The sequence below is a fragment of the Hyphomonas sp. J20-32 genome, assembly GCF_055808555.1.
The window spans coordinates 2555695-2577451 of record NZ_CM147873.1; the positions used below are offsets into that span (position 1 = coordinate 2555695).

Sequence of the window (21757 nt, forward strand, 5' to 3'; positions counted from 1 at the left end):
CCGCGAATTCGAGCGTAGCGTTCATCCCATAACAATAAAGAACAACATGGGAGGATTATAATGGCGGATACGATCCAAACTGTGGGGCCTGACATCCCCAATCCGTGGGAACTGCCTTTGGAGACGCTCGACGTCTCCAGAGCAGAGCTGTTCCTGCACAATCGGCACGGTGAATATTTTCGTCGATTGCGCCAGGAGGCTCCAGTCCATTTCTGCAAACAGAGTCAATTCGGTCCGTTCTGGTCGATCACCAAATACGACGACATCGTTGCAGTGGATTCCAATCACCATGTTTTCTCGTCGAAACGCGACATTGTAATCGGCGACGCGCCGGCTGACTTCGATACGCCGATGTTCATCGCAAGCGATCCGCCCATACACGACGTGCAGCGAAAAGCCGTCCAGCCGGCCGTTGCACCGACTCAATTGAGCGATATTGAGGCGCTCATCCGCCAACGCGTCTGCACCATTCTTGACGCGCTTCCGATCGGGGAAGAGTTCAATTGGGTGGAGCATGTATCCAAGGAACTGACGACCCAGATGCTGGCAACACTGTTCGACTTCCCGTTTGAGGACCGCCATCTCCTTCCCTATTGGTCTGACGTAACGACGACATCGGAAACTGTCGGGATCGAAGTCGACATGAAGCACCGAGAAGCCGAGCTGCACAAATGCCTCGCCTATTTCAGTGCGCTCTGGAAAGAGCGCGCGGCTCAGCCACGCAAGTTCGACTTTATTTCGCTGTTTGCGCATGATCCCGAGACGAAGGACATGATCAACAATCCCATGGAGCTTCTCGGCAACCTGATGCTGCTCATCGTGGGCGGGAATGATACGACCCGCAATTCCATTTCAGGCGGGGTTGTGGCGTTGAACGAATTTCCCGAGCAATACGCGAAGCTGAAAGCGAACCCCGACCTCGTGCCCAACATGGTTTCTGAGGTTATCCGGTGGCAAACGCCACTCGGGCACATGCGCCGAACGGTAAAGGAAGACTTCGAGTTTCGCGGCAAGCAGATGCGCAAAGGCGACAAAGTCGTGATGTGGTATGCGTCGGGCAATCGTGACGAGACCGCGATCGAAAATCCCGACCAATTCCTCATTGATCGGAAGAATGCTCGGCGGCATCTTTCATTCGGTTTTGGCATTCACCGTTGCATGGGAAACCGCGTCGCGGAAATGCAGCTTCGTATCCTGTGGGAAGAAATTCTCACGCGCTTCGAACACATCGAAGTGGTGGGCCAGCCAACGCGAGTTCTCTCAAACTTTGTTCTCGGATTTGAAGATGTCCCGGTTATCGTTCACGCGAAATAGCCCGGACTAGAGCGTCACCGTGCCTTTGATCATGCGGCCATTGCGCTCAAGCTCAATACTCCAGCTGCGAGTGGCCGGCTTCAACGCTGCCTTCAAGTCCTTCACGGACTTCGTCGACACGCCATTTACTGACCGGATGATATCGCCGGGCCGGAAATAATTGCGCGCAATGGAGCGGCGCAACACGGAGTGGACATAGATCCCTGATCCTTTCTGGAACGGATCAAGGCCGTTCTCTTCAGCAAGCCTGGGAGACAACTCCACCACGCGTGCGCCGGAAAAAACTGTCCCGCCATCAAGCAGGACGACGTCCGCTTCGGTCGCTCCGGGCGGCGGCGCGAGTTTCACAGCCCTGGTTTGCGATTTGCCTCCCCTGAGCAGCGTCAGCTCACTTGTCTCGCCCGGACTCTTGATCGCGGCCAGAAACTTCAGCCCTTTCTCGTCGAACACTTCGCGTCCGTCGATATCAGTAATCAGATCCCCCCGACGCAAGCCTGCGCGATCCGCGGGCCCACCTTCGTAAACTTCGGTCACCATTACGCCGATTGGGCGCGAAAGCCCTTGCGCCTTCGCAATATCATAGCTGACAGCCTGTCCCGCCAGGCCGAGCCATGGGCGCACGAATGTGCCTTCGTTGATCGCCGCATTCACAACTCGTTTGACCATCTCTGCCGGAATGGCAAAGCCGATACCGTTGGAACCACCAGATCGGGAAAAGATCGCAGTATTCACGCCAACCAATTCACCCTTGGTATTGACTAGCGCACCACCTGAATTTCCGGGATTCACCGCCGCGTCGGTCTGGAGAAAGAACGCATAGTCAGATATTCCCACATCTGTCCGTGCAGTCGCCGACAAAATTCCACTCGTTACAGTCTGGCCGATACCGAACGGGTTCCCGATAGCCAGGACGAGATCTCCCACCTCCGCAGCACGCGTGTCTGCATAAGGCAATGTTGGCAATCGGGCTCCTTCAGTGTCTATTTTCAGCACCGCCAGATCGGTACGCTCGTCAGCCAGAACAAGCTCAGCAGGGAACTCTCTGCGGTCGCTCAGCACAACCCGGAACGACTCAGCCCCTTCTACGACATGATTGTTAGTTACGATAACTCCATCCGCACCGACGATCACGCCTGACCCAAGAGAATTCTGAACGCGCTCACGTGGCGCGACGCCGCCAGAAAAGAATTGCTCCATCGGCGATGCGCGCGACGCGACTCGTTTCTGCGTGTAGACATTGACCACTGAAGGCGACGTCTGCCGAACGAGCGGCGCGAACGAGAGATCCATCTCGGCGCGGCTTTGCGGTAATTCCTGAGCGTCGGCGAAGAGTGGCATGACAGCCACGATCAGCAGCGCCAAGACTGCAAGCCCCACTACAGCCAACAGCTTCGAAATATGTTTCGTCATGGGCGTCATGTGCATCATGACTATGGCTCTATTGCGGCATCGCACAGGTGGCAATTCAGCAGTTTATGACAATTCAGTCAGAATTTGACCCGGAGCCATTCTGCAATGCCCGCTCCGCAAGCGCCCGGAGATTGGCCTCATGTCCTTCCCGGCTGATCTTGTAGAATGAAACGCAAAGTATCATGAGCATCCAGATCGTCAGCAACGAAGCCGCATAGCCTATGCCAAGCAACTGGAGTTGCGATTCTGGTACCATGCCCGGCCGCATTCCCGGCGTGATGGACGCCATCGAGAGAACGATAGCCGCCAGCATCACTCCCGACCCTTGGGCGAGTTTCCGAATGAAACTGATGCCAGCGAAGAAAATACCTTCCGACCGCCGCCCCGTCGCCAATTCACTATCCTCTACGATATCGGCGATCATTGATCCCATCAGCATCTGCGTCACGATAATTAACGCCAAATCGAAGACCGTGATCGAGATGACAATATTGAACAGCAAGTCAGTTCCATTCGGCGGCATAAGACCCAGCACTCGCGCCAAAACGGGGGCCGGCGCAATGGAAAAGGCAAGGATGCCGATGATGATCGCACCGCGTTTCTTGCCGAGCGTCTTGCCGATGATCGGCGCAACGATCAGGGCGATCACAGCAGAGACATAGACGGCCACAGTCAGGAGGGCTGTCTGGTCAGTTGTGAAGCCCCAGAACAGTCCGTTTATGTACTGGTTGAGCGAAGCCGAAATGCCGGATGCCAGCAAACCGAAAAGGGTTGCCAGGAATAGCGCCCTGAACGAGGGATTGGACACTGTTTCGAGTATCTCTTTGAAGATCGTGCCGAGAGTCAGTTTGCGCTGCGGCGGGGGCGATTTCAGGTGCGGTATATGACTGTGCGTACCCGCTGTTGTGGCGAGCACGGCAAGGAAGATGACCACGGACGCCCACAGTCCATAAGTGTGCCACCCTTCCGTGTTGAAAAAGCCTGAAGGGTCAGCCGCGGTCGGCCGCAAGAGCAAAGCAAGAAGCGCTATCTGTATGCTCAACCCGCCAACCCAACCGAAAAAGTAGCGGTATGACATCAGCGACGTGCGCGCGTCGTAGTCGCTGGTCAGCTCCGCCGCCAAAGCGTTTTGCGGTACCTCATAGATCGTGAAGAGAAGCCGCACAGAAATCGTGAGCGCGACAAGCCACGGAAACAGCTCGCTCCCCGTCAAGCCCGCCGGTGGATTCCAAGCGAAATAATAGGCTATCGCAACGGGCAACATCGCGGCGTACATGAACGGGTGCCGTCGCCCCAGGCGCGACCGGAAATTATCAGACCAATACCCAACGACAGGGTCGGACACGGCGTCAACGATCAAGGCAATGAAGAGTGCAGTTGCGACATGTGCAGCCGGCACGCCCAGAACCTGACTGTAGAAGAACAGCAGGAAATAGTCGAAGCCGTTATTCTTGACGCCGTCGGCGATGCCGCCGACACCAAACGCGAGGCGCGTCAAAATGCTGGGCTTGCCCTGAGATCCTGTCGCCATCCCGTACCCTCTCTGGGTTTCTTCAGTTACAGGCCAAGCACCATCTTCGCCATGATGTTGCGCTGGATCTCGTTGGAACCCGCATAAATCGACGTTTTTCGGTAGTTGAAGTAGCTCGGTGTAACCGGCACGGCATAGTCAGGCATCGGCAGGTCGGCATTCGCCCCCTGTCGTGCGATGGCGAGACTGTCTTGCACGAAAGGCGCACCATAGGCACCGACAGCCTCGACAAGCAGCTCGGTAATTTCCTGTTGCGTCTCTGAGCCTTGGCATTTCAGCATCGAGCTTTCGGGTCCGACCGCCTGCCCGGCAGACAGCGAGGAAAATATCCTCTGCTCCGTCGCATCCAGACTATCAATCTTCATCTCCAGCGCGGCAATTTTACGGGCAAAGTCTGCATCACGGATCAACGCCTCGCCGCCGGCCTGCTCCGCGCTTGCAATCTTCTTCGCCTTCTTCAGCATGTTGCGCAATCCTGGCGCATAGGAATTGCCACGTTCGAACTGGAGCAGGTATTTCGCATAGGTCCAGCCCTCATTCTCCTTGCCGACCAGCGACCCCTCCACTGGGACCCGGACGTTTTCGAAGAAGACCTGGTTGACCTCCTGCTGTCCTTCGACCGGCATGTCGAGCGTCGGCAACGCAGACACGAAAATCCCGGGCAGCGTCATCGGGAAGATGATGAAGCTGATCCCCTCTTGGGCTTTGACTCCCTTTTTCGTCCGCACGAGGCAGAATATCCAGTCGGCCCACTGCGCGTGCGTCGTCCAAATCTTGGAACCGTTCAGAACGTAGTCGTCTCCGTCGCGCACAGCGCTCATCTGGAGCGATGCGAGGTCGGATCCCGAGCCCGGCTCGGAATAGCCTTGGCACCACCAGACCTCTGACGCGAGAATTGGCGGCAGGTGTTTCTTTTTCTGCGCTTCGGAGCCAAACGCCATGATAACTGGCGCGACCATCGAAAATCCCATTGGACTGACGGTCGGAGTACCGGCCGCTGACAGTTCCATATTCAGGATATAGCGCTCTGACGGACTCAGGCCCGGGCCGCCATGTTCCTCGGGCCAGTTAGGCGCAGCCCAACCTTTTTCGTTCAGCTTCCTTTGCCACGCAACCTGGCCTTCCTTGTCGAGATATCCATTCTTCGACATGGCCATCTTGGCGCGAAGATCAGGCGAATAGGCGTTCGCAATCCATGCACGCACCTCACGTTGGAACGCGGCGTCTTCAGCCGTGAATGACAAATCCATCTTTCAGCGTCCGTCTATTCGACGATATCGAAATACTGCACCTGCGGGGCACCTGCGAGGCAGGCTCCGAGCTTCGGCCCAGCCGCCTTGAAGTATTCGGTCTGACCATGCGCCTTCAGGTCATCAGAAGTCGCATACTGTTCCATGAAGATATAATCGGTGTCCGAACCCTTTTCCTTGTAAAGCTGGTACGTCAGGCAACCTGGTTCGTTGGCTTTGACCTTAGCCATCAGATCTTTACCGGCCTGTTCGAAATCAGCCTGTTTACCATCCTGGATCTTGAGTTTTGCCACGACACCAATCATTGAATATCTCCCTTTTGTTCAAATTGTTTTCACCACACTATGAGCTTAGCGATTCTGGGCAAGCTTGACCTAGGGGAGAGTTCATAAAAAATTGCACGCCCCCGAAAGCTGCGTTCCTGCAGATACCGGATCACAGGCGGCCATCAGCGTCCCGCTACCTCGATCCTCCCAATCTCGCCTGTCTGGTGTAAATTGGAACAGGACTTGCTGTTATAGGCCGCAGGTAGCCAATCGGGCAGGAAATACAGTGGAAACCAACACTCAAACCCTCGAAAAATCGGCCGAAACCCTCGATCCGGCCGAGGTTTTGGCCGTGATCCCCGCATTGAATGAAGCGCGGCACATCGAGGCATGCATCCGTTCTCTCATGACGGGCGAAGAATGGTTGAGGCGTGTTCCGCTCGTCGTTGTCGACGGCGGAAGCACCGACAATACGATCGGTATCGTGAAATCGCTGATGCCTGAGTTTCCCAATCTTCGTCTCGTACACAACAGCAAGAAACTACAGTCTGCCGCGATCAATCTCGCCGTGACTGAATGCGCCGGTGACACCGCAAGATTTCTCGTGCGTTGCGATGCCCATTCGATATTCCCGGCTGGCTTCATTCAGTCGGTCGCGTCCAGCCTCGTTCGGACACAAGCAGCCTCGGTTGTGATTCCAATGGACGCGCGAGGCGAGACTTGCTTTGAAAAGGCCAACGCCTGGATCGTCGACACGCCGCTTGGATCGGGCGGATCGGCTCATCGGGGCGGAACACGTTCAGCTTATGTCGACCATGGCCATCATGCAGGTTTCGACTTGTCGGTCTTCCGGCTTGTCGGCGGATACGACGAGACATTCTCCCACAATGAAGATGCCGAATACGACGAACGCGTCGCCCAGGCTGGTGGCCGCATCTTCCTTGATGCCACAATCCGCAAGATCTACATCCCACGCGGCTCTGTCGCGGCTCTGGCGCGGCAATATTACAACTACGGGAAAGGCCGGGCGCGAACCGTATTTAAGCACGGTCAAAGACCAAAGGTTCGCCAGATGCTTCCTGTACTCGCCTTGCTGGGCAGCCTCACTGGCCTGTTCGCTGGCGCCTTCTACCTTCCCGCCCTGCTCCTCCCACTGGGCTACATCTCCATTTTGATCGCCGCCTCAGTCATAATGGGCGTGGTAAAGGCGTCCGCCTGTGGCCTCTTGGCTGGACTGGCTTCAGGTACGATGCACATGAGTTGGGCTGCAGGGTTCATCATGCAATCCCTTATGGGACCTAGATAATTTCGCGAAGCAAGAAATTGGTTTTTACTACAAAACGCGATAAAGAGAGACTATTCAGAAAGCCGCCATGTCCAGATTGCCACAACTCTTGCAAAGGTCTTTCCTGGACCAGTTCGGGCGCCTGACCCGTTCGGCAACATCGTTGCGCGCACGCATTCGCGACAGAGTCGGACAATCTATCGACGAGACCCCGGTTGCGGCCAAGCCTGCGCGAAATGACGTCACCAGGGTCACGGCCGCCCCAGATGGCGAATGCATCTATGCGGTCGGCGACATCCACGGTCGACATGATTTGCTCGAACGCCTGATCGTCGAAATCGAAGCAGACGCGACTGAGCTTCCATCGGGCACGCGCGTCACTATCGTGTTTCTCGGTGACTACATTGACCGCGGCCTACAGTCGCGAGACGTGATTGAGCTTTTTTTGAGCGATCGTTTGGATAAATTCGAGACCGTATTCCTGATGGGCAACCACGAAGAGGCTCTCTTGAAATTCCTTGAGGACGAGTCGTTTGGCAGCCAGTGGGTACGCTATGGCGGCGGGGAAACGCTCTATTCCTACGGCTTCCAACCACCCAATACACGGGGCAGTCTAGGCTCGCACGAAGCGATGGCGGCGGCGCGGTCGGCATGGTCCAAGTTGTGGGGCGCATTCCGCGAGCGTTTGCCAGAAGAGCATCTGAACTTTTATCAGTCGCTGAAGCCTTACCATTCGGCCGGCGACTACTTGTTCGTCCACGCAGGGCTGAGGCCCGACACGTCGATCGCCGAGCAAAGCACTCGTGATATGCTCTGGATTCGGGACGAGTTCCTTGACGATACGAGGCAATTTTCGCATCTGATAGTCCACGGACACACTCCAGCCGAAGAAGTTTTCCGGGACAATCGTCGCATTGGTCTCGACACAGGCGCCTTCCTTAGTGGCAAGCTGTCTGCGGCTCGTTTTTTCGGCGAGGAAGTAACGTTTCTGACCACGTGAGTGTGTCAGGCTGAAACAGTTTGGCCGCGTTTCGTCGCCATCGCTTGGAGAATTAACAATGACGCTATTTCGCTCAATCACCCTCATGGCAACGCTCGCCATCTTCATGTTTGCAACAGCCTGTCAGTCGGCTGGTCCGGTGAGCCGACAGGTCACGGAACCATCGACCCCCGCTCAAACCCAGTCGAATATCGCGTATACTCTGGGCACAGGCGACAAGTTGCGCATCAACGTGTTTGGGCAACCTGAACTCTCCGGTGAATTCGTGGTGGATGGAACAGGCGCGATCTCACTCCCACTGATTGGTCAAGTCGCCGCAGTTGGCCTCAGCACCCAAGAACTTGAGACCACCATCGCAGCCAATCTGTCCAACGGGTTTCTTCTAGACCCCCGCGTAAGCGCCGAAGTGATCAACTACCGGCCGTTTTATATCCTTGGCGAAGTTGGACGCCCTGGTGAATATCCCTTCAACTCCGGACTCACCGTGTTGAACGCAGTGGCCGCTGCTGGCGGATTTACATATCGCGCCAACAAGAAAGTGGTCTTCATCAAGAGTGCCGATGGAAATCAGGAAGTGCCCTTCGAGCTCAACACCAACACGGTCGTCAAGCCTGGTGACACGCTTCGAATTGGCGAACGGATCTTTTAGGCTCCTCGCGAATCAAATCAGTTCTTTAATTCCTTTTCCACCCGCGATGTTTTCGATTGAACGTCGCGGGTGGTTTCATATTGTGCCTGCATTTTGGGCGGTCTGTCTCGTATCGATACACGAAATTCGACGAAAAGCCGAATATGAACGAATATTTATCCAATACTTCGCGCGACAGGGGAAAAAGGACTCCAAGAGTTAATTATTTACGAAAATCGCGGTATAAGGATTGCAAAGGTTGGGTCGAACGCAATAAGCGTGGAACCCAGATGTGGTAAGAAAATTGCAATTGGGTCGAGTGGACGCGGCTTGGTTAGCAATACCGCAAGTAGAATGCAGGGGACCAGAATGGGCTTGAGATTGAGTAACTCGTCACGGCAGGCAGAAGCCACCGCCTATGCAGCAGCTCGGATGAGCCAGCCACTTGACGAGGATCACACCCAGTTCAAACGCCTGTTCGACATCGTCGTGGCTGGAACAGCCCTGCTGTTTGTCGCACCGCTGATACTTTTCGTAGCCGTACTCATTCGCTTGCAGGACGGTGGGCGCGCCTTCTATTCCCAGAGGCGATATGGACTGAATGGGGAAACGTTTAATTGCTTCAAGCTGCGCTCAATGGCGCCAAACGCGAAAGAACAGCTCGATCACATCCTGGCGCACGACCCAGTCGCGCGGAAGGAATGGGACGACACTCAAAAGCTGACCAATGATCCGCGCATCACATCTATCGGACATTTTATTCGCAAGACATCGATTGATGAATTACCCCAACTTTACAACGTATTGCGTGGTGACATGTCGCTCGTAGGGCCGCGCCCCATCGTCGAGAATGAAATCTCGAAATATGGCGACAGTTATCAACATTACTGTGCCGTTCGTCCTGGCATCACAGGACTGTGGCAGGTCAGCGGCCGTAGTGACACCTCCTACCCACAGCGTGTCGCTGCAGACGTCGAATATGTGCGCAGTCGTTCATTCTGGGGTGACGTCAAAATTGTCTTGATGACGGTTCCCGCCGTCCTCAACTCCAAAGGCGCGCGCTAATCCGTCCGACTACGGAACTAGTCGCTAGCCTGACAAATGGAATTGGTAGGCCGTGACTCGCACCAAATACGTAATCTCAATTGCTATTTTACTGGCGCTTCTGATCGCGATTGGCATCGCGGCTTACATTTGGACTCACCCCAAACACAAAGTCGTGCCCGATCGAGGAGACGGAGCGTCATTCAATCTGTCGTTTAGTGATGGATTTGAAGAGGCTGACTGGTACGTTTCCGATTTTACCTTCCGTTCCACTTTCTATCGGGCGGGATGGGTCGCCGAGAACGTTCATTTCGAAAAGCCAAGTATTTCACTCGAAATCAATCGCAAGCCCGTGGACCACCAGCCATATTCGGGCGCAGAAGTTCAAAAGCGCGGATTCTATGGGTTCGGGCGCTACGAAGTCGTGATGCAGGCTGCCTCTGGGTCGGGTGTCGTATCGTCGTTCTTCACCCACACAGATTCAACATTCGGCGATCCACACGACGAAATCGATATAGAGTTTCTGGGCAACGATACGCGTCGTATTCATGCCAATGTATTCGCCGACGGAAAAACCAACGGGTCGATATATATTGACCTCCCTTTTGATGCGGCCGAGGAAGTTCACCTCTATGCATTCGAATGGCAACCAAATGCCGTCAGCTGGTATGTTGATGGAGTGAAAAAGAAAACGCTCACGTCCGCCGAGTGGCCGATTCCTAAAAACCCCGGTCGGATCATAATGAACATCTGGACCGGAACACCGGATCAATATGCCTGGCACGGCCCCCCGGAATTCAGAGACGGCACACACGCTACATATTATTGCGTCAGCTTCCGCGCACTGGGCGACACGACTTCACAATGCTCTGACACTTACAAGCACTGATATCGCGAACGATTTTCCGCGGATCGTGTTTCTCAAGTATTCAGCTGAACAGAGCCATGATTCCGGAGATGATGCCGGCCCACAAAAGCGCGCTCAGCCCTACGATGACGAGCAGTCGCGCCCAAACAGGCCACTTGTCATCTTGCGAGCCGCCATAGTGCCCGGAATCCGTACGTATCTGTGCGTCGAGCGAATAGTCGACGGCAGTCCTGCGGGACGGAATAGCTGGGTTTGGCGTCATCATCATATGTTTTGAACAACCAACTTTAACGACTGCTTAAAATACGCTCACCTGTTCAGCGCCCATTCTCTCAAACTCTGGAGGGGAAATCAGGCAGGAATGCGTCTTAAACGGGGTCGCGCTGCGACCGGCTCCAAGCTCACAATCCTTTAATCCACAGTGCGGATCCAAACTCAAGCCGTCGAATCTTGCTCAACGCACAACAGCTGCCTTCAAGTCGTCTCGTGCACGATGACCGGTACTCTGCCCTGGAATTTGCGTTCTCCAGCGCCGAGCGTTGTTATCGCGCCGAAATAGAACAGGTTCACTAGTGTGTTGAACGTGCTCCAAAGGTAGGATTCAGTGAACGTGGACGTAAAAATGATCACGGCAGTGATTAGAAGCGCCGAACTATCCATGGTCGGCGTTTTAAACCAGTTCAGAACGGTGCGGTACAAACACCAACCCAGAATCAACAGGAACAAGACATACCCAATATAGCCAAGATGCACTCGGACTTCCCAAAAAGAATTGTGAAAGGTCAATTTGGTCCCGAATGGCTTGAAATCGTTCTCATTGATTGTTTGTGCTGCACCAACGTCATACTGCCAGAACCCCTCCAGCCCCACGCCGAAAATCGGGTTGTCATGACTTAAGAGTTCGGCTTGCCGCCAGATCTCAGCTCGGCCCGAGAAAGTGCCATCCTTGCCCAGCAATACAAGGAAGTCGTTCATGATCGTGTTTTCGGGCATGCTGAGTATCACGATGGCAACCGTCAACGCGATACCGACGCACGCCAACAGCAGCGACGTACGCAAGTGCCGGATTTGACCAAGGTTCATCCAAAAATATCGCACCCCGAGCAAACCGACTATGCCGATCACAGCAAACACTAGGGACGTGGCTGAATGGGCCATGTACTGGAACACAAAGCAAACTGGCACAAAGGGGGCTGCCAAGAGTCGAATCCACAGTAACTCTTTTTGGTTGAGTGCCGTAGCCAGGCTGAGAAGCATCGCGAACAGCATTTGGATTGCGAACAGGTTTTTTGCTCCGACACCATAAGGCCCACCTGAGCTGAACATGCTCATTGTCGGAATGGCAATGATCGTCGTGATCATGCCCGCGAACATAAGACAACGCAGCGCCTGCCTTGTGTTGAGACGGGCGCCGATCACAACGATTGTCAGAGGCGTCAGAAGCATCAATACGCCAGACCGGATGGCATCTGACGGGTACTCAGACCACGTGAAGGACAACAATCCGAAAATGGGCAACAGGAATAGCGGCCAACATTTCAGGATCACGGGGACGACGTCACGGTAGTACATCACCGTAATGCCGAGAAAATACAGTACGAGCAAATAACGGATCGGTGTCACGCCATTGAGCGGCAAGTAAGTCACGAAAAACCAGACCGTCACGAGCGCTTGCTCCCATACCGGCGCTTTGCGGCCTGTGCGGTAGAGGTTCGCGACCCCGAGCGTCTCTGTCTCATTGACCTGAATGGGCTTGACCATGTTCATATCGAGCGGCTCCCGGTGAGTGCACGCTCCAATACCTCCGAAAAGAATCCCCTTGGCTCGATAAACACCTCATTCGCCATGGCAAGCAACCGGTTGCGGCAGGTTTCCAACGCAGCATCATCTGACATCACTTCGCCAATGAAGGCAGGAAGCGTTTCGTTCAGCGGCTCAGCAATCGTGAACCCGCAAGCGTGCCGCTCAATCCAGTCTCCTGTCTCGGTGCCGACGGGCGCCACAGCGGGGGTGGCGAAGTACCCGCCCTCATAGAGCCGGTTGGGCAACAGCCAGTCGGAATTGTACCCGGCTTCCATGAAGTCCCCTGCCCAGACCATGTCCAGTCCAGCATAGATATCTGAAAGATCCTCAGGAGAACGATACCGCCCACCAAACATCATATTCGCGCGTGCATCGATCTCGGGCTCGAACACAGGGATCTCAGTCCTTGCTGGCTGGCCGTGCAACTTGATTTCGATGGCGTCCGGATAGCGGTCTGCGAGCGCACACAAAAGGTCGAATGACCTCTGGCACCGCAAGTTCCCGACCCAACCCAACCTCAATGGTCCCTTGGCACGTGATATGGTCCGGGTTGACCCGTCCGGTTGTGGCCGGGGCCCGAAATCACTTCCCGACGCGAGCCGATTCTCGACCAGGAACGGCACGTAGAGACCCGGATAATGTTTCTCGAAATGATTACGCAGGAATCCAGGTGAACTTACGACTAAGCCTATCGTTCGCCGCAGCAGGCTTTTCTCAAGCCATCGCATGGTCCTTCCCACGACATCCGTTCGTGTAAGCAACCTGTGAACGTCAAGACTCTCATAGACTACAGGCGTGTTCAGGCGGGCGATCCGTTTGGCCAAAAAAGCGCAGGCCAGCATATCGAGGTTGCGCGCATATATAACGTCGGCATCGGCCAGAGCGTCCCTGGCGTCAGCAGCAATACGTGCCCCAGCAAAAACGCGAACCACCCGCTGGGCAAAGGCCCCATCACGTGTCTGGCCAAGATCAATATTTTCCCACTCGGGAGAAACATCATCCTGACGGCGCATCATGAAACCACGAACCGATAGGCCGTCTTCATGCATGGCGCGGACACGGCGACGCACCGCGGCGTCTCCTGCATCATGACCAAAAAAAGCGACCCTGATCAATCCAGCCCCCTGTGCCTCAACGTCGTAAGCCTCAAACCCGGCGATCGTTGTGTCATCCGGATATCTGGCGTCCGGCATGATCAGTGCGTGGAAACTTCTTTGGATGTCTCAGCGCGCTCACCTGCATCGCTAGAGCTGACGCGCGTTGGTATCGGCTTCACCGACGCTGTCATGGCCCCAGGCTTCGGCGCCTTGTTCCATCCGAAGATCGAACGCTTGGTCTCCATAGAGTAATACTTGCTATAGGCCTTGTAGGTCGAGCCTGGATCCTTGTGGTGACGTCTCCGGGTCAAGTCGACCATGTTCAGAGTGATGCCCAAGAGGTCTGCATTGAACGTCTTCAGCAGATGCATGGATTGGCGCACTGCGGAGCGCAGTGAACGACGCCAGCGAATGACGAGGATCGTCTTGTCAACCTTGCCGGCTACGACTCGGGCTTCCGCCATCAACAGCAATGGACCGGTGTCTATCAGGATAAGGTCATACATCGAATGCAGGCGCGCCAGCAGGTCGTCAAATGCCCGCGTTCCAAACACATCATGTGGCACATGACCGGATTTCGACAATGGCAAAATGTCCAGCATGCTGCGGTGATCTTTGCAGATCGCATCTGAAAGCTGGCCAGCGCCGAACAGGTGTTCGATGAAACCGATCTCCGGTGACAGACCAGCCGCGTCAGTGAGTTGACGGCGCCGGAAGTCACCATCGATAACCAGCGTTCGCGAGCCAGACATTGCGGACATGCGACCAAGGCTCAAAGTCAGGCTCGTCTTGCCTTCATCCGGCAAGGACGATGTCACCGCAACGGTCTTTGTCTCGCTGTCGATGTCCGAAAACGCGATAGCTGCACGCAGGTAGCGAATGCTCTCCGAGAACGCAGATAGCGGATTGTCCACCAAAAAGTCGGCTGGGTTTACCTGCGAAAAAGGCAACAGGCTGGTATTGCGGATCAGCGGCACCGAACCAATAGAGTTCACACCCAGCTTGCGCTCTATATCCTCGGCCGAACTGATTTTCATATCGAAAATCTCGGCGAGCAGCGCCAATCCGCCCCCTATGATGCCGCCAAGCAACCCGCCGATAATCAGGTTCAACATCTTTCGCGGTGAACTTGGCCGGCTGGGAACCGAAGCCGTTGACAGGATGTTCGCATCGGCCTGTACGAGATCGTCCTGTTCGCGCGTTTCTTTCGAGCGACTGATAAATTCTTCGTAGAGCACCCGGCTCGTCTCTGCATCGCGTTCGAGTTCGCGCAGGCGTACGAGGTTGATATTGTTGCCGCGCAGCTGTGCAGTCGACTGGCTGATATTCGAGTTAATACTGTCAATCTGCGCCTGGGCGACCTTGAGTTCGCTATCGAGATTAGTAGCGATCCGATTCACTTCGGTTGTAATTTGACGCTCGATATCTGTTGCTTCGTTGCGGGCACCAATCAGTTCGGGGTGGGCAGGGCCCAGCGTGGTTTCAAGTTCCGCGACGCGCCGAAGAATCTGTGCACGTTGTGTCTTTAGGCTCGAGATTACCGGCGAATCGAGAACTTCGGCGATGGCATCAATGCCTGCGCCACTGTCGATCTGGCGCCGCATGCTTTGATAGCGCGCACGCGCCCGGCTCAGCTGAGCTTCGAGCACGCTTTTCTGGTTCGTATTGTAGGCGATTTGTTGCTCGGTGAGCGTTGCTCCCTGGGCGGACAGCAGGCCTGTTTCGGCTCGGAATTCCTCGACCCGCTGCTCCTTTGCCTCCACTTCATCGCGCAGGCCCGCGACGCGTTCGGACAACCATGCCGTTGCACGACGTGTCGCTTCCAGCTTGGAATCGAGTTGCTGGACACGGTATTGGTCGGCAATCGCATCAGCAATCCGCGCAGCCGTTTCTGGCGAAACGCTCGTCACTTCGACATTAATGAGGTAGGTCGTGCCTATACGGCTGATATGCACCTTGTACATCAACGTCTGAACGACGGATTCCAGGATTGCAGCCTCGCGCTCTTCAGCGCTCAGGCTCGCATAAGGCGCTTCTTTTTCTACTTTCTGTCCAGTCCACGACCGGACCTGCGCCTTGAATTGTGCACCCAGACCAGGCTTTTTCTCGACAAGAGTCCAATTGAACTCCGGATCCTCAACCAGTTTCAGCTTTTTTGCGACTTTCGTGAGAAGCGATTTCGAACCCATCACGCGCACTTCGGTGTCGATCGTTGCGGTGCTTGCGGCCAGACCACCCAACACGCTACCGAGGTCGATAACGTTTTCCTTGTTTGTATCCAGCTGCAGGATCGAGTTCGCCTTGTAGATCGGCGTCTGCGTGAACGTCATGTAGGCGACCAGAATGAAGGTCACGAGGAAACCGGTCACTATGATCCAGAATCGGCGATAGACGGTGCCGACCAGCGCCTTGAAATCAATAGGCATGTCGTCACGACCGTCACCGCCAAGCGACGAAGCTTGAGAAGGGATTTCAAGACTGTAAGTCTTAGTCAAAGCACTAAACCAATTCGTATTTGTCGTAGCCCGGGCCCCGGGCCGGGAAAGTATCAGGGATAAAGTTTCAGGCCGACGCCCACGAGATTGACGTCATATGAAGGATCGCCAAACACATCGCTGCCGGTCGAGTCGCGGTTGATGTGACGCGCGAAGGTTTCGAGGTGAACGCGCTTGTTCAGCTTGTATGCAGCGGTCAGGGAAAAATCGTTCACGTCGTCTGTCCGGTCGATTTCCTGGTATTCATAACTGACAATATTGGCAGCTGCGGACAGGATGATATTGCGCCGAAGCTCGTGATCGACCCGCGCACCGAACGAGGTCTGAAGTGCGCTCGGAGAGTCAATGAGTCCGATATCAACGACCCGGCGGCCGGCATTAAAACCTACCGTCGTCAGGCGTGTCGGGAACCATTGCATGCGACCATCAACTGACAGACCGTCGACGTCCTTGAAGAAATCGTCTTCTTTGTCCTCGCTGAAATAGCCAATGGCGATGTCACCACGAACCAGGGCGGCGAGTTCGAAATCCACACCGCCGGAAACCGTATAGCCGCTCGAGTCGCGCGTGCGGACGCCGCCGGACAGGACTTGCGTTTGGTCATACGACAGTTCACGCACCGTGCCCTGCGCGAACACAGCCAAGTTCGGCGATACGGCATATGACAATCGCGAGCTGCCAAAAGTCACGCTGATGTCGCGATAGTCCTGATCGATCGTCGTGCCGGTTCCTGTCTGTCGACCATCCTCATAATCTTCCTCGTACACCTGGACCACATTGTTCCAACGAAAACGGTCGCTCTGGTAATCGGCATCAAAGGCAGCGCCCAAACGCGTGTGTTCGACCGGACGGTCCAGGCCGACCGAGTTGGCAATGTCCGTCCGCGACTTAGCGAGGTCCTCGGCAAACACCGCCGCACCCAGCGACACATTTCGATTGACGTCGAGACGTCCACGCACACGGGCACGCAAATCGTTCGTCGATTCATCGCCGATATCGAGGTATTCGTTCCGGTAGGCAGAAACCTGAAGGCCAACTTCGTGCACATTCCAGTTGGTGTTCGCTGCCACTTCAACGCCGATCCGGACGATCGTATCGGAAATCTTGTTGCTGTTTGTTGCCTGAACGTTGTCGATATAAGTTGCTGACGCACTGGCGTGTGAATTGACCAGGAACGCGCCGAGGCGAATTGGCTCGGGATCAAAGGCTTCCTGATGGCGGTCGAGCACGGATTCGTACTTGTCGCGGCTGTAATAGTTCTGGCCTTGCGCCACGGCATTGGCGGCCATCAGTCCTCCAGCCGCCACGCTTAGAAGGCAAACACGCTTGAAATTCGACATTAATGCAATCCCCTCGGATAATTCTCGTTGTGTGCCGGTCCTGATCAACTTGGTGTGTGTTGCAAACTTGGGACCATGTTTGCGAGTATTCTGTAGTTGCCATGAACAATCGGATTCCCGGAACGAAACAACGGGCAGGACAACCGTACATGATCTGAAACTGTGTGCACTCTATGCGCTACGCGAATGAAAATGTGCTGAACCTGATAGAACAAATTGCGCGCAACGCCCCGTAAGGCGACCGCAGCATAGTTGTTCAAAAGCAGTTTGGTGTGCCTTGGTCCGACGGCAGGTGCACGATGAGTGAGCCGAATATCTCGCAACTTGAGTCTCAAAGACATCCCCACCCATATTCTATGCGTTGCGTATGGACCAAACATTCCAACAAAGGCCCTGCCTTAACGAATGGCACCTTCTTGCGCCAAAGCGTCGAGGCAAAAGAACTGACCCCAATTCATTGTTGCTTGTTTCAGAAGCCAATACACTCCCAATGCCCGGTAAAGCTACACCTTTGATGGTTAACTGTCACCCTGCGACTATCCATAAAACTGGACATTGGCGAAGCGGGTTTGCGGTGTTGCCTGCACTCCACACACTGGCTTAGAAACGAGCGCCGCCCCGTCTCGTTTCAGAGCTGGTCGCCGATCCGCGAATGCGCCACATTGGCATGCGGCTGGCATCAGCATCGCCCAATATCCAGGTTTGAGCGCCCGTCCATGAAATCACCCTGTCACCTCCTGTTGCGAAACTACGCCGATGAACAACGGCGTGCGCAATGACTGAAGTCGATACGATAGTGATCGGCGCGGGTGCGGTCGGACTCGCGTGCGCCGCTGAACTCGCTCGCCGCGGTCACGAAACATATGTTCTGGAAGCGGCACGCGACATAGGCACCGGCACGTCCTCTCGCAACAGCGAAGTGATTCATGCCGGACTTTACTATCCGACAAACAGTCTGCGCCACCAGATGTGCGTGACCGGGCGCCGAAGTCTTTACAACTATCTCAACGCTCACGACATACCGTACAAACGCACCGGCAAACTGATCGTCGCAACCGATGAAAGTCAGGTCTCCAAACTGGAAGCGCTTCATGCTCAAGGCCAACGCAACGCGGTGGAAGGCCTGCGTATGCTCAGCGCCGCTGAGGCTTTGGCGCTAGAGCCGAACCTACGCTGTGTGGCGGCCCTGCTGTCCGAGGAAACAGGCCTGATCGATAGTCACAGCTATATGACCACCCTTCGCCACGAACTTGAAGATCATGGCTGTGCTGTCCTGCTGGACGCACCAGTCCTCGGCACGAGCATCCTTCCTGATGGTCGTTTCAAGCTAAAGATTGGCGGACGTGAACACTACGACGTTACCGCCAGGCGCCTCGTCAACAGCGCTGGCCTTTACGCACACCGCCTGGCCAACAAAATGGAACAGTATGACGGCAATCTCCTGCCTGCATTCACGCTCGCCAAGGGGAACTATTTCAGCTGCCAGGCGCCGCCAGCCTTTTCGCGACTGATCTATCCAGTACCTGTTGCCGGCGGACTTGGCGTCCACGTGACCCTCGATCTTGCCGGACAAATGCGCTTTGGCCCGGATGTCGAATGGCTCGGGCATAGCGATCCCGACATGATCGACTACCGCGTCGACTCAGCGCGATCTGAATCCTTCTACAATGCTGTCCGTTCATACTGGCCCGCCCTGCCGGACAGCGCGATCGTGCCAGCCTATTCAGGATGCCGTCCAAAACTCTCCGGGCCGAACGAACCGGCTGCCGACTTTCGGATCGATGGACCTGATCTGCATGGTCATGCTGGCCTCGTTCACCTCTTTGGCATCGAGTCTCCCGGCCTCACAAGCTCTCTGGCAATCGCTGAGTATGTCGCTGACCAGATTGACGACTGACGGGCGGACTAGGCCACATTCAAACGTTCGAAATAGCTGATCAGTTCCCGGTTGGACAGCCGCTCTGGCGTTTCTGCGAGACCGCGATCCGAGAGACGCTTGCGCTTGCCTGCATCCGACAGGAGCTCAACCAGCCGGTCAGCATAGACCTGCGGCCCTTTTGCGATGACGACAAGATCGTCGAGAACATCGAGGAAGCCTTCCAGCGCCACCGGATAGACCACGCAAGGCATGCCCAGCATGAGATATTCGGCAACTTTGATGCTTACACCGCTTGCGATCCGTGTCGGCGCAAGGCCAATTGCCGGACTTCCCGAAATACTTTCAAGGCTCTGGACCCTGCCAAGCAGCTCAACCCCCTGGGTCGCTGCCTGTTCCGGTGTTAGGTCGGCGCAAATGGATCCAGCCACTTTCAGCACAGCCTCTGGCCGCTGCTTCAGCACAAGCGGCCAAATATCGTCTACAAGATGCTTTAGGGCGTCGATATTACCCGCGTGGCGAGTCCCAAGGAAAACAGCATGAGCCGGGGCATCCGTCTCTTGCACCGAATGAACGGGAGGTTCCGGCCGCAACCAGATTGACTGCGCCTCTGGCAAAAGTGGGCTCAAGACATGGAGTTCATTGTTCGAGGCATAGAAGTTCACGGTCGATGCGCGGCACCGTCGCGCTTCGTCGGCACGGGTGACATCCGTGAAGTCCGGCGCCAGCCCGTTGGCCCGGAACTGCTCTGCCCGCACCGAGAACAGATCATGCAGCAGCACGGACCTGTGCTGGATACCTGACAGGTCATCGAGCAGCGGTCCTAGCGATGAGTACTCGGCTACCGCAATGTCAGGCGCGCCGCGCTGGACTATGGTTGCAACCTTCTTAGCTTCCCGGCGCCTCAGCGGGTCGCCGAGATAGGAGTGTATCTTGATGTCGGCACCCAGTTTGCTGGCGAGTGCTTTGGCAGCCCGGATGGCAAAGCGTCCCCACACCTGCGGGGACATGGACCAGTACCTCCCGCCAATCCGAAGACTTGCCGGTACGACCAGTTCGTCCGAAAGCTCTAGGAACTCGGGATGAACTGACATCCACGGCCGGTTCCCGAATGACCGCATAGGAGCAAACACGATACGGACCCGCGTACCGGCTGCTTTCACGGCACGCAGGAAGATGGCGAGATAGGCTGAGTTGCCAGTTGTCATCACATCGAGCTGGCGCTGAACGATCATGTCCATTCGGGGGGGGCTGGTCTCTGCCATCGGTCACTCCTCGCAACGCCCATTAAGGGAATTTCCTGCGCGTGTCCTGCAAACCAGACGCCAGAATCGGTAGCGGCGACTGGTTTCCCAGCCGCCGCCACAAAAGTCTATCAGGCCAAGCCTGGTTATTCGGCTGCCACTGGAAGGTCGACGGCCGACAGGTCGGTGTAGCGTTTGAGGTGATGGTCGACATTGCCCAGCTCTGAATCGATCATGGTCAGGCGCTTGAAATAGTGACCGACAGCCAGTTCGTCCGTCATGCCCATGCCACCATGAATCTGGATCGCCTGCTGGCCAACGAAACGCCCGCCCTGGCCGATCCGCACCTTGGCTGCAGAAGCCGCCTTCTTGCGGGTCGCTTCATCCTCGTCCAGCTTCAGAGTCGCCATGTAGGTCATCGACACAGACTGCTCATGCTCCATGAACATGTCGACCATCCGGTGCTGCAGCACCTGGAATTTGCCGATGGCCGTACCGAATTGCTTGCGGTTGCGCGAATATTCGACAGTCATTTCATGGGCAACTTTCATAGCGCCGCAGGCTTCCGCGCACAGGGCGGCAATCGCCTCGTCAGTCACCAGTTCAACCAGCGGCAAGCCATTGTCGACTTCGCCGATCACAGCATCAGCGCTGACCGACACGTTCTCGAAATAGACCTCCGAAGCGCGACGACCGTCGACTGTCGGATAGTCACGCGTCGAAACGCCCTTGGCATCCTTGGCGACCACGAACACGGTCACACCCTTGGTATCACGACGTCCGCCCGAGGTGCGAGCAGTCACGATGAAATGCGTGGCCCATGGCGCGCCGATGACGACGGCCTTGTGGCCAGTGATCGAATAGCCGGCGCCATCTTTCTTGGCGGTGGTTTCAAGGTCGGCGAGGTTGTAACGCCCCCGCGGCTCGGCATAGGCGAAAGCGAAGATTTGCTCGCCAGACATCACACCAGCGAGGTGTTCGGCCTTTTGGGCGTCACTACCGCGCTTCAGGAAGCCGCCGCCACAGACGACGCTCGGAAGGTAAGGCTCGACCACGAGGCCCTTGCCGAATTCTTCCATGACAACCATCGCATCAATCGGGCCGCCGCCGAGGCCACCATCTTCTTCGCTGAACGGCGCCATGAGCAGGCCGAGTTCGGCGAACTGGGCCCACATTTCCGGACGCCACCCATCTTTCGACGCCACGACCTTGCGGCGCGTCTCGAAATCATATTGCTCGCGGATCAGCCTCGAGAGGCTGTCGCGGATCATGGTCTGCTCTTCGGTGAAATTGAAATCCATAAATT

Annotated in this window: 18 protein-coding genes; 7 read left to right on the forward strand and 11 right to left on the reverse strand. The window is 55.8% G+C overall.

The window, feature by feature from the left end; translation table 11 throughout:
• Positions 1 to 60: 60 nt before the first annotated feature.
• Positions 61 to 1314 (forward strand): cytochrome P450, encoded by a 1254-nt coding sequence (locus AC0L7I_RS12455; protein WP_473396743.1) that lies wholly within the window; start codon positions 61 to 63, stop codon positions 1312 to 1314.
• A gap of 6 nt (positions 1315 to 1320) precedes the next feature.
• Here the strand turns inward: AC0L7I_RS12455 and AC0L7I_RS12460 are convergent, their stop codons facing one another.
• The 4 genes from AC0L7I_RS12460 to AC0L7I_RS12475 are packed head-to-tail and all read right to left on the reverse strand — an operon-like array spanning position 1321 to position 5810.
• Entirely contained in the window at positions 1321 to 2742 is a 1422-nt protein-coding gene (locus AC0L7I_RS12460) for a Do family serine endopeptidase (protein WP_473396744.1), read from the reverse strand.
• A gap of 55 nt (positions 2743 to 2797) precedes the next feature.
• Complete coding sequence (locus AC0L7I_RS12465) at positions 2798 to 4255, reverse strand: MFS transporter (RefSeq protein WP_473396745.1); 1458 nt, start codon at positions 4253 to 4255, stop codon at positions 2798 to 2800.
• Between the two features lie 26 nt (positions 4256 to 4281).
• Positions 4282 to 5505, reverse strand: coding sequence for an acyl-CoA dehydrogenase family protein (locus tag AC0L7I_RS12470; RefSeq protein WP_473396746.1), 1224 nt, complete (start codon positions 5503 to 5505; stop codon positions 4282 to 4284).
• A gap of 14 nt (positions 5506 to 5519) precedes the next feature.
• The gene (locus AC0L7I_RS12475) at positions 5520 to 5810 is read right to left on the reverse strand and encodes a putative quinol monooxygenase (RefSeq protein WP_473396747.1); all 291 of its coding nucleotides are present in this window, start codon (positions 5808 to 5810) and stop codon (positions 5520 to 5522) included.
• 247 nt (positions 5811 to 6057) lie between these two features.
• On the opposite strand from AC0L7I_RS12475, the gene AC0L7I_RS12480 reads away from it, so the two are divergent.
• The 5 genes from AC0L7I_RS12480 (at position 6058) to AC0L7I_RS12500 (ending at position 10617) form a co-directional block, all read left to right on the forward strand.
• The gene (locus AC0L7I_RS12480) at positions 6058 to 7077 is read left to right on the forward strand and encodes a glycosyltransferase family 2 protein (protein WP_473396748.1); all 1020 of its coding nucleotides are present in this window, start codon (positions 6058 to 6060) and stop codon (positions 7075 to 7077) included.
• A 67-nt stretch (positions 7078 to 7144) separates the two neighbouring features.
• Positions 7145 to 8056 (forward strand): metallophosphoesterase family protein, encoded by a 912-nt coding sequence (locus AC0L7I_RS12485; RefSeq protein WP_473396749.1) that lies wholly within the window; start codon positions 7145 to 7147, stop codon positions 8054 to 8056.
• Positions 8057 to 8114: 58 nt separating this feature from the next.
• The gene (locus AC0L7I_RS12490; RefSeq protein WP_473396750.1) at positions 8115 to 8705 is read left to right on the forward strand and encodes a polysaccharide biosynthesis/export family protein; all 591 of its coding nucleotides are present in this window, start codon (positions 8115 to 8117) and stop codon (positions 8703 to 8705) included.
• A gap of 348 nt (positions 8706 to 9053) precedes the next feature.
• Positions 9054 to 9749, forward strand: a complete 696-nt coding sequence (locus AC0L7I_RS12495) for a sugar transferase (RefSeq protein ID WP_473396751.1) — start codon at positions 9054 to 9056, stop codon at positions 9747 to 9749.
• Between the two features lie 52 nt (positions 9750 to 9801).
• Entirely contained in the window at positions 9802 to 10617 is an 816-nt protein-coding gene (locus AC0L7I_RS12500) for a family 16 glycosylhydrolase (RefSeq protein WP_473396752.1), read from the forward strand.
• A gap of 40 nt (positions 10618 to 10657) precedes the next feature.
• On the opposite strand, the gene AC0L7I_RS12505 is transcribed toward AC0L7I_RS12500, so the two are convergent.
• From AC0L7I_RS12505 to AC0L7I_RS12525, 5 genes are all read right to left on the reverse strand, one after another.
• On the reverse strand, positions 10658 to 10864 hold the full coding sequence (locus AC0L7I_RS12505) for a hypothetical protein (protein ID WP_473396753.1): 207 nt from the start codon (positions 10862 to 10864) through the stop codon (positions 10658 to 10660).
• Between the two features lie 206 nt (positions 10865 to 11070).
• Positions 11071 to 12363, reverse strand: coding sequence for an O-antigen ligase family protein (locus AC0L7I_RS12510; protein WP_473396754.1), 1293 nt, complete (start codon positions 12361 to 12363; stop codon positions 11071 to 11073).
• Positions 12360 to 13469 carry a glycosyltransferase family protein gene (locus tag AC0L7I_RS12515; RefSeq protein ID WP_473396755.1) on the reverse strand — a complete coding sequence of 370 codons (1110 nt, stop codon included), beginning with the start codon at positions 13467 to 13469 and terminating at the stop codon, positions 12360 to 12362. Before AC0L7I_RS12515 ends, AC0L7I_RS12510 begins: the two co-directional genes overlap by 4 nt.
• Positions 13470 to 13594: 125 nt before the next feature.
• The gene (locus AC0L7I_RS12520; protein WP_473396756.1) at positions 13595 to 15922 is read right to left on the reverse strand and encodes a GumC family protein; all 2328 of its coding nucleotides are present in this window, start codon (positions 15920 to 15922) and stop codon (positions 13595 to 13597) included.
• 122 nt (positions 15923 to 16044) lie between these two features.
• The gene (locus tag AC0L7I_RS12525) at positions 16045 to 17331 is read right to left on the reverse strand and encodes an outer membrane beta-barrel protein (RefSeq protein WP_473396757.1); all 1287 of its coding nucleotides are present in this window, start codon (positions 17329 to 17331) and stop codon (positions 16045 to 16047) included.
• A gap of 775 nt (positions 17332 to 18106) precedes the next feature.
• On the opposite strand from AC0L7I_RS12525, the gene AC0L7I_RS12530 reads away from it, so the two are divergent.
• Complete coding sequence (locus AC0L7I_RS12530) at positions 18107 to 19228, forward strand: NAD(P)/FAD-dependent oxidoreductase (RefSeq protein ID WP_473396758.1); 1122 nt, start codon at positions 18107 to 18109, stop codon at positions 19226 to 19228.
• An 8-nt stretch (positions 19229 to 19236) separates the two neighbouring features.
• Here the strand turns inward: AC0L7I_RS12530 and AC0L7I_RS12535 are convergent, their stop codons facing one another.
• A complete protein-coding gene (locus AC0L7I_RS12535) occupies positions 19237 to 20472 on the reverse strand; it encodes a glycosyltransferase family 4 protein (protein ID WP_473396759.1) in 1236 nt (411 codons plus the stop codon).
• Between the two features lie 125 nt (positions 20473 to 20597).
• Positions 20598 to 21752: an acyl-CoA dehydrogenase family protein gene (locus tag AC0L7I_RS12540; protein WP_473396760.1), complete on the reverse strand. Its 1155-nt coding sequence runs from the start codon at positions 21750 to 21752 to the stop codon at positions 20598 to 20600.
• Between the last annotated feature and the right edge of the window lie 5 nt (positions 21753 to 21757).

What these genes read in the sequence shown, in the direction of transcription:
- AC0L7I_RS12455 (WP_473396743.1), top strand. Translation starts at nt 61, where the DNA reads ATGGCGGATACGATCCAAACTGTGGGGCCTGACATCCCCAATCCGTGG.
- AC0L7I_RS12460 (WP_473396744.1), bottom strand. Translation starts at nt 2,742, where the DNA reads ATGATGCACATGACGCCCATGACGAAACATATTTCGAAGCTGTTGGCT.
- AC0L7I_RS12465 (WP_473396745.1), bottom strand. Translation starts at nt 4,255, where the DNA reads ATGGCGACAGGATCTCAGGGCAAGCCCAGCATTTTGACGCGCCTCGCG.
- AC0L7I_RS12470 (WP_473396746.1), bottom strand. Translation starts at nt 5,505, where the DNA reads ATGGATTTGTCATTCACGGCTGAAGACGCCGCGTTCCAACGTGAGGTG.
- AC0L7I_RS12475 (WP_473396747.1), bottom strand. Translation starts at nt 5,810, where the DNA reads ATGATTGGTGTCGTGGCAAAACTCAAGATCCAGGATGGTAAACAGGCT.
- AC0L7I_RS12485 (WP_473396749.1), top strand. Translation starts at nt 7,145, where the DNA reads ATGTCCAGATTGCCACAACTCTTGCAAAGGTCTTTCCTGGACCAGTTC.
- AC0L7I_RS12490 (WP_473396750.1), top strand. Translation starts at nt 8,115, where the DNA reads ATGACGCTATTTCGCTCAATCACCCTCATGGCAACGCTCGCCATCTTC.
- AC0L7I_RS12495 (WP_473396751.1), top strand. Translation starts at nt 9,054, where the DNA reads ATGGGCTTGAGATTGAGTAACTCGTCACGGCAGGCAGAAGCCACCGCC.
- AC0L7I_RS12505 (WP_473396753.1), bottom strand. Translation starts at nt 10,864, where the DNA reads ATGATGATGACGCCAAACCCAGCTATTCCGTCCCGCAGGACTGCCGTC.
- AC0L7I_RS12510 (WP_473396754.1), bottom strand. Translation starts at nt 12,363, where the DNA reads ATGAACATGGTCAAGCCCATTCAGGTCAATGAGACAGAGACGCTCGGG.
- AC0L7I_RS12520 (WP_473396756.1), bottom strand. Translation starts at nt 15,922, where the DNA reads ATGCCTATTGATTTCAAGGCGCTGGTCGGCACCGTCTATCGCCGATTC.
- AC0L7I_RS12525 (WP_473396757.1), bottom strand. Translation starts at nt 17,331, where the DNA reads ATGTCGAATTTCAAGCGTGTTTGCCTTCTAAGCGTGGCGGCTGGAGGA.
- AC0L7I_RS12530 (WP_473396758.1), top strand. Translation starts at nt 18,107, where the DNA reads ATGACTGAAGTCGATACGATAGTGATCGGCGCGGGTGCGGTCGGACTC.
- AC0L7I_RS12535 (WP_473396759.1), bottom strand. Translation starts at nt 20,472, where the DNA reads ATGGCAGAGACCAGCCCCCCCCGAATGGACATGATCGTTCAGCGCCAG.
- AC0L7I_RS12540 (WP_473396760.1), bottom strand. Translation starts at nt 21,752, where the DNA reads ATGGATTTCAATTTCACCGAAGAGCAGACCATGATCCGCGACAGCCTC.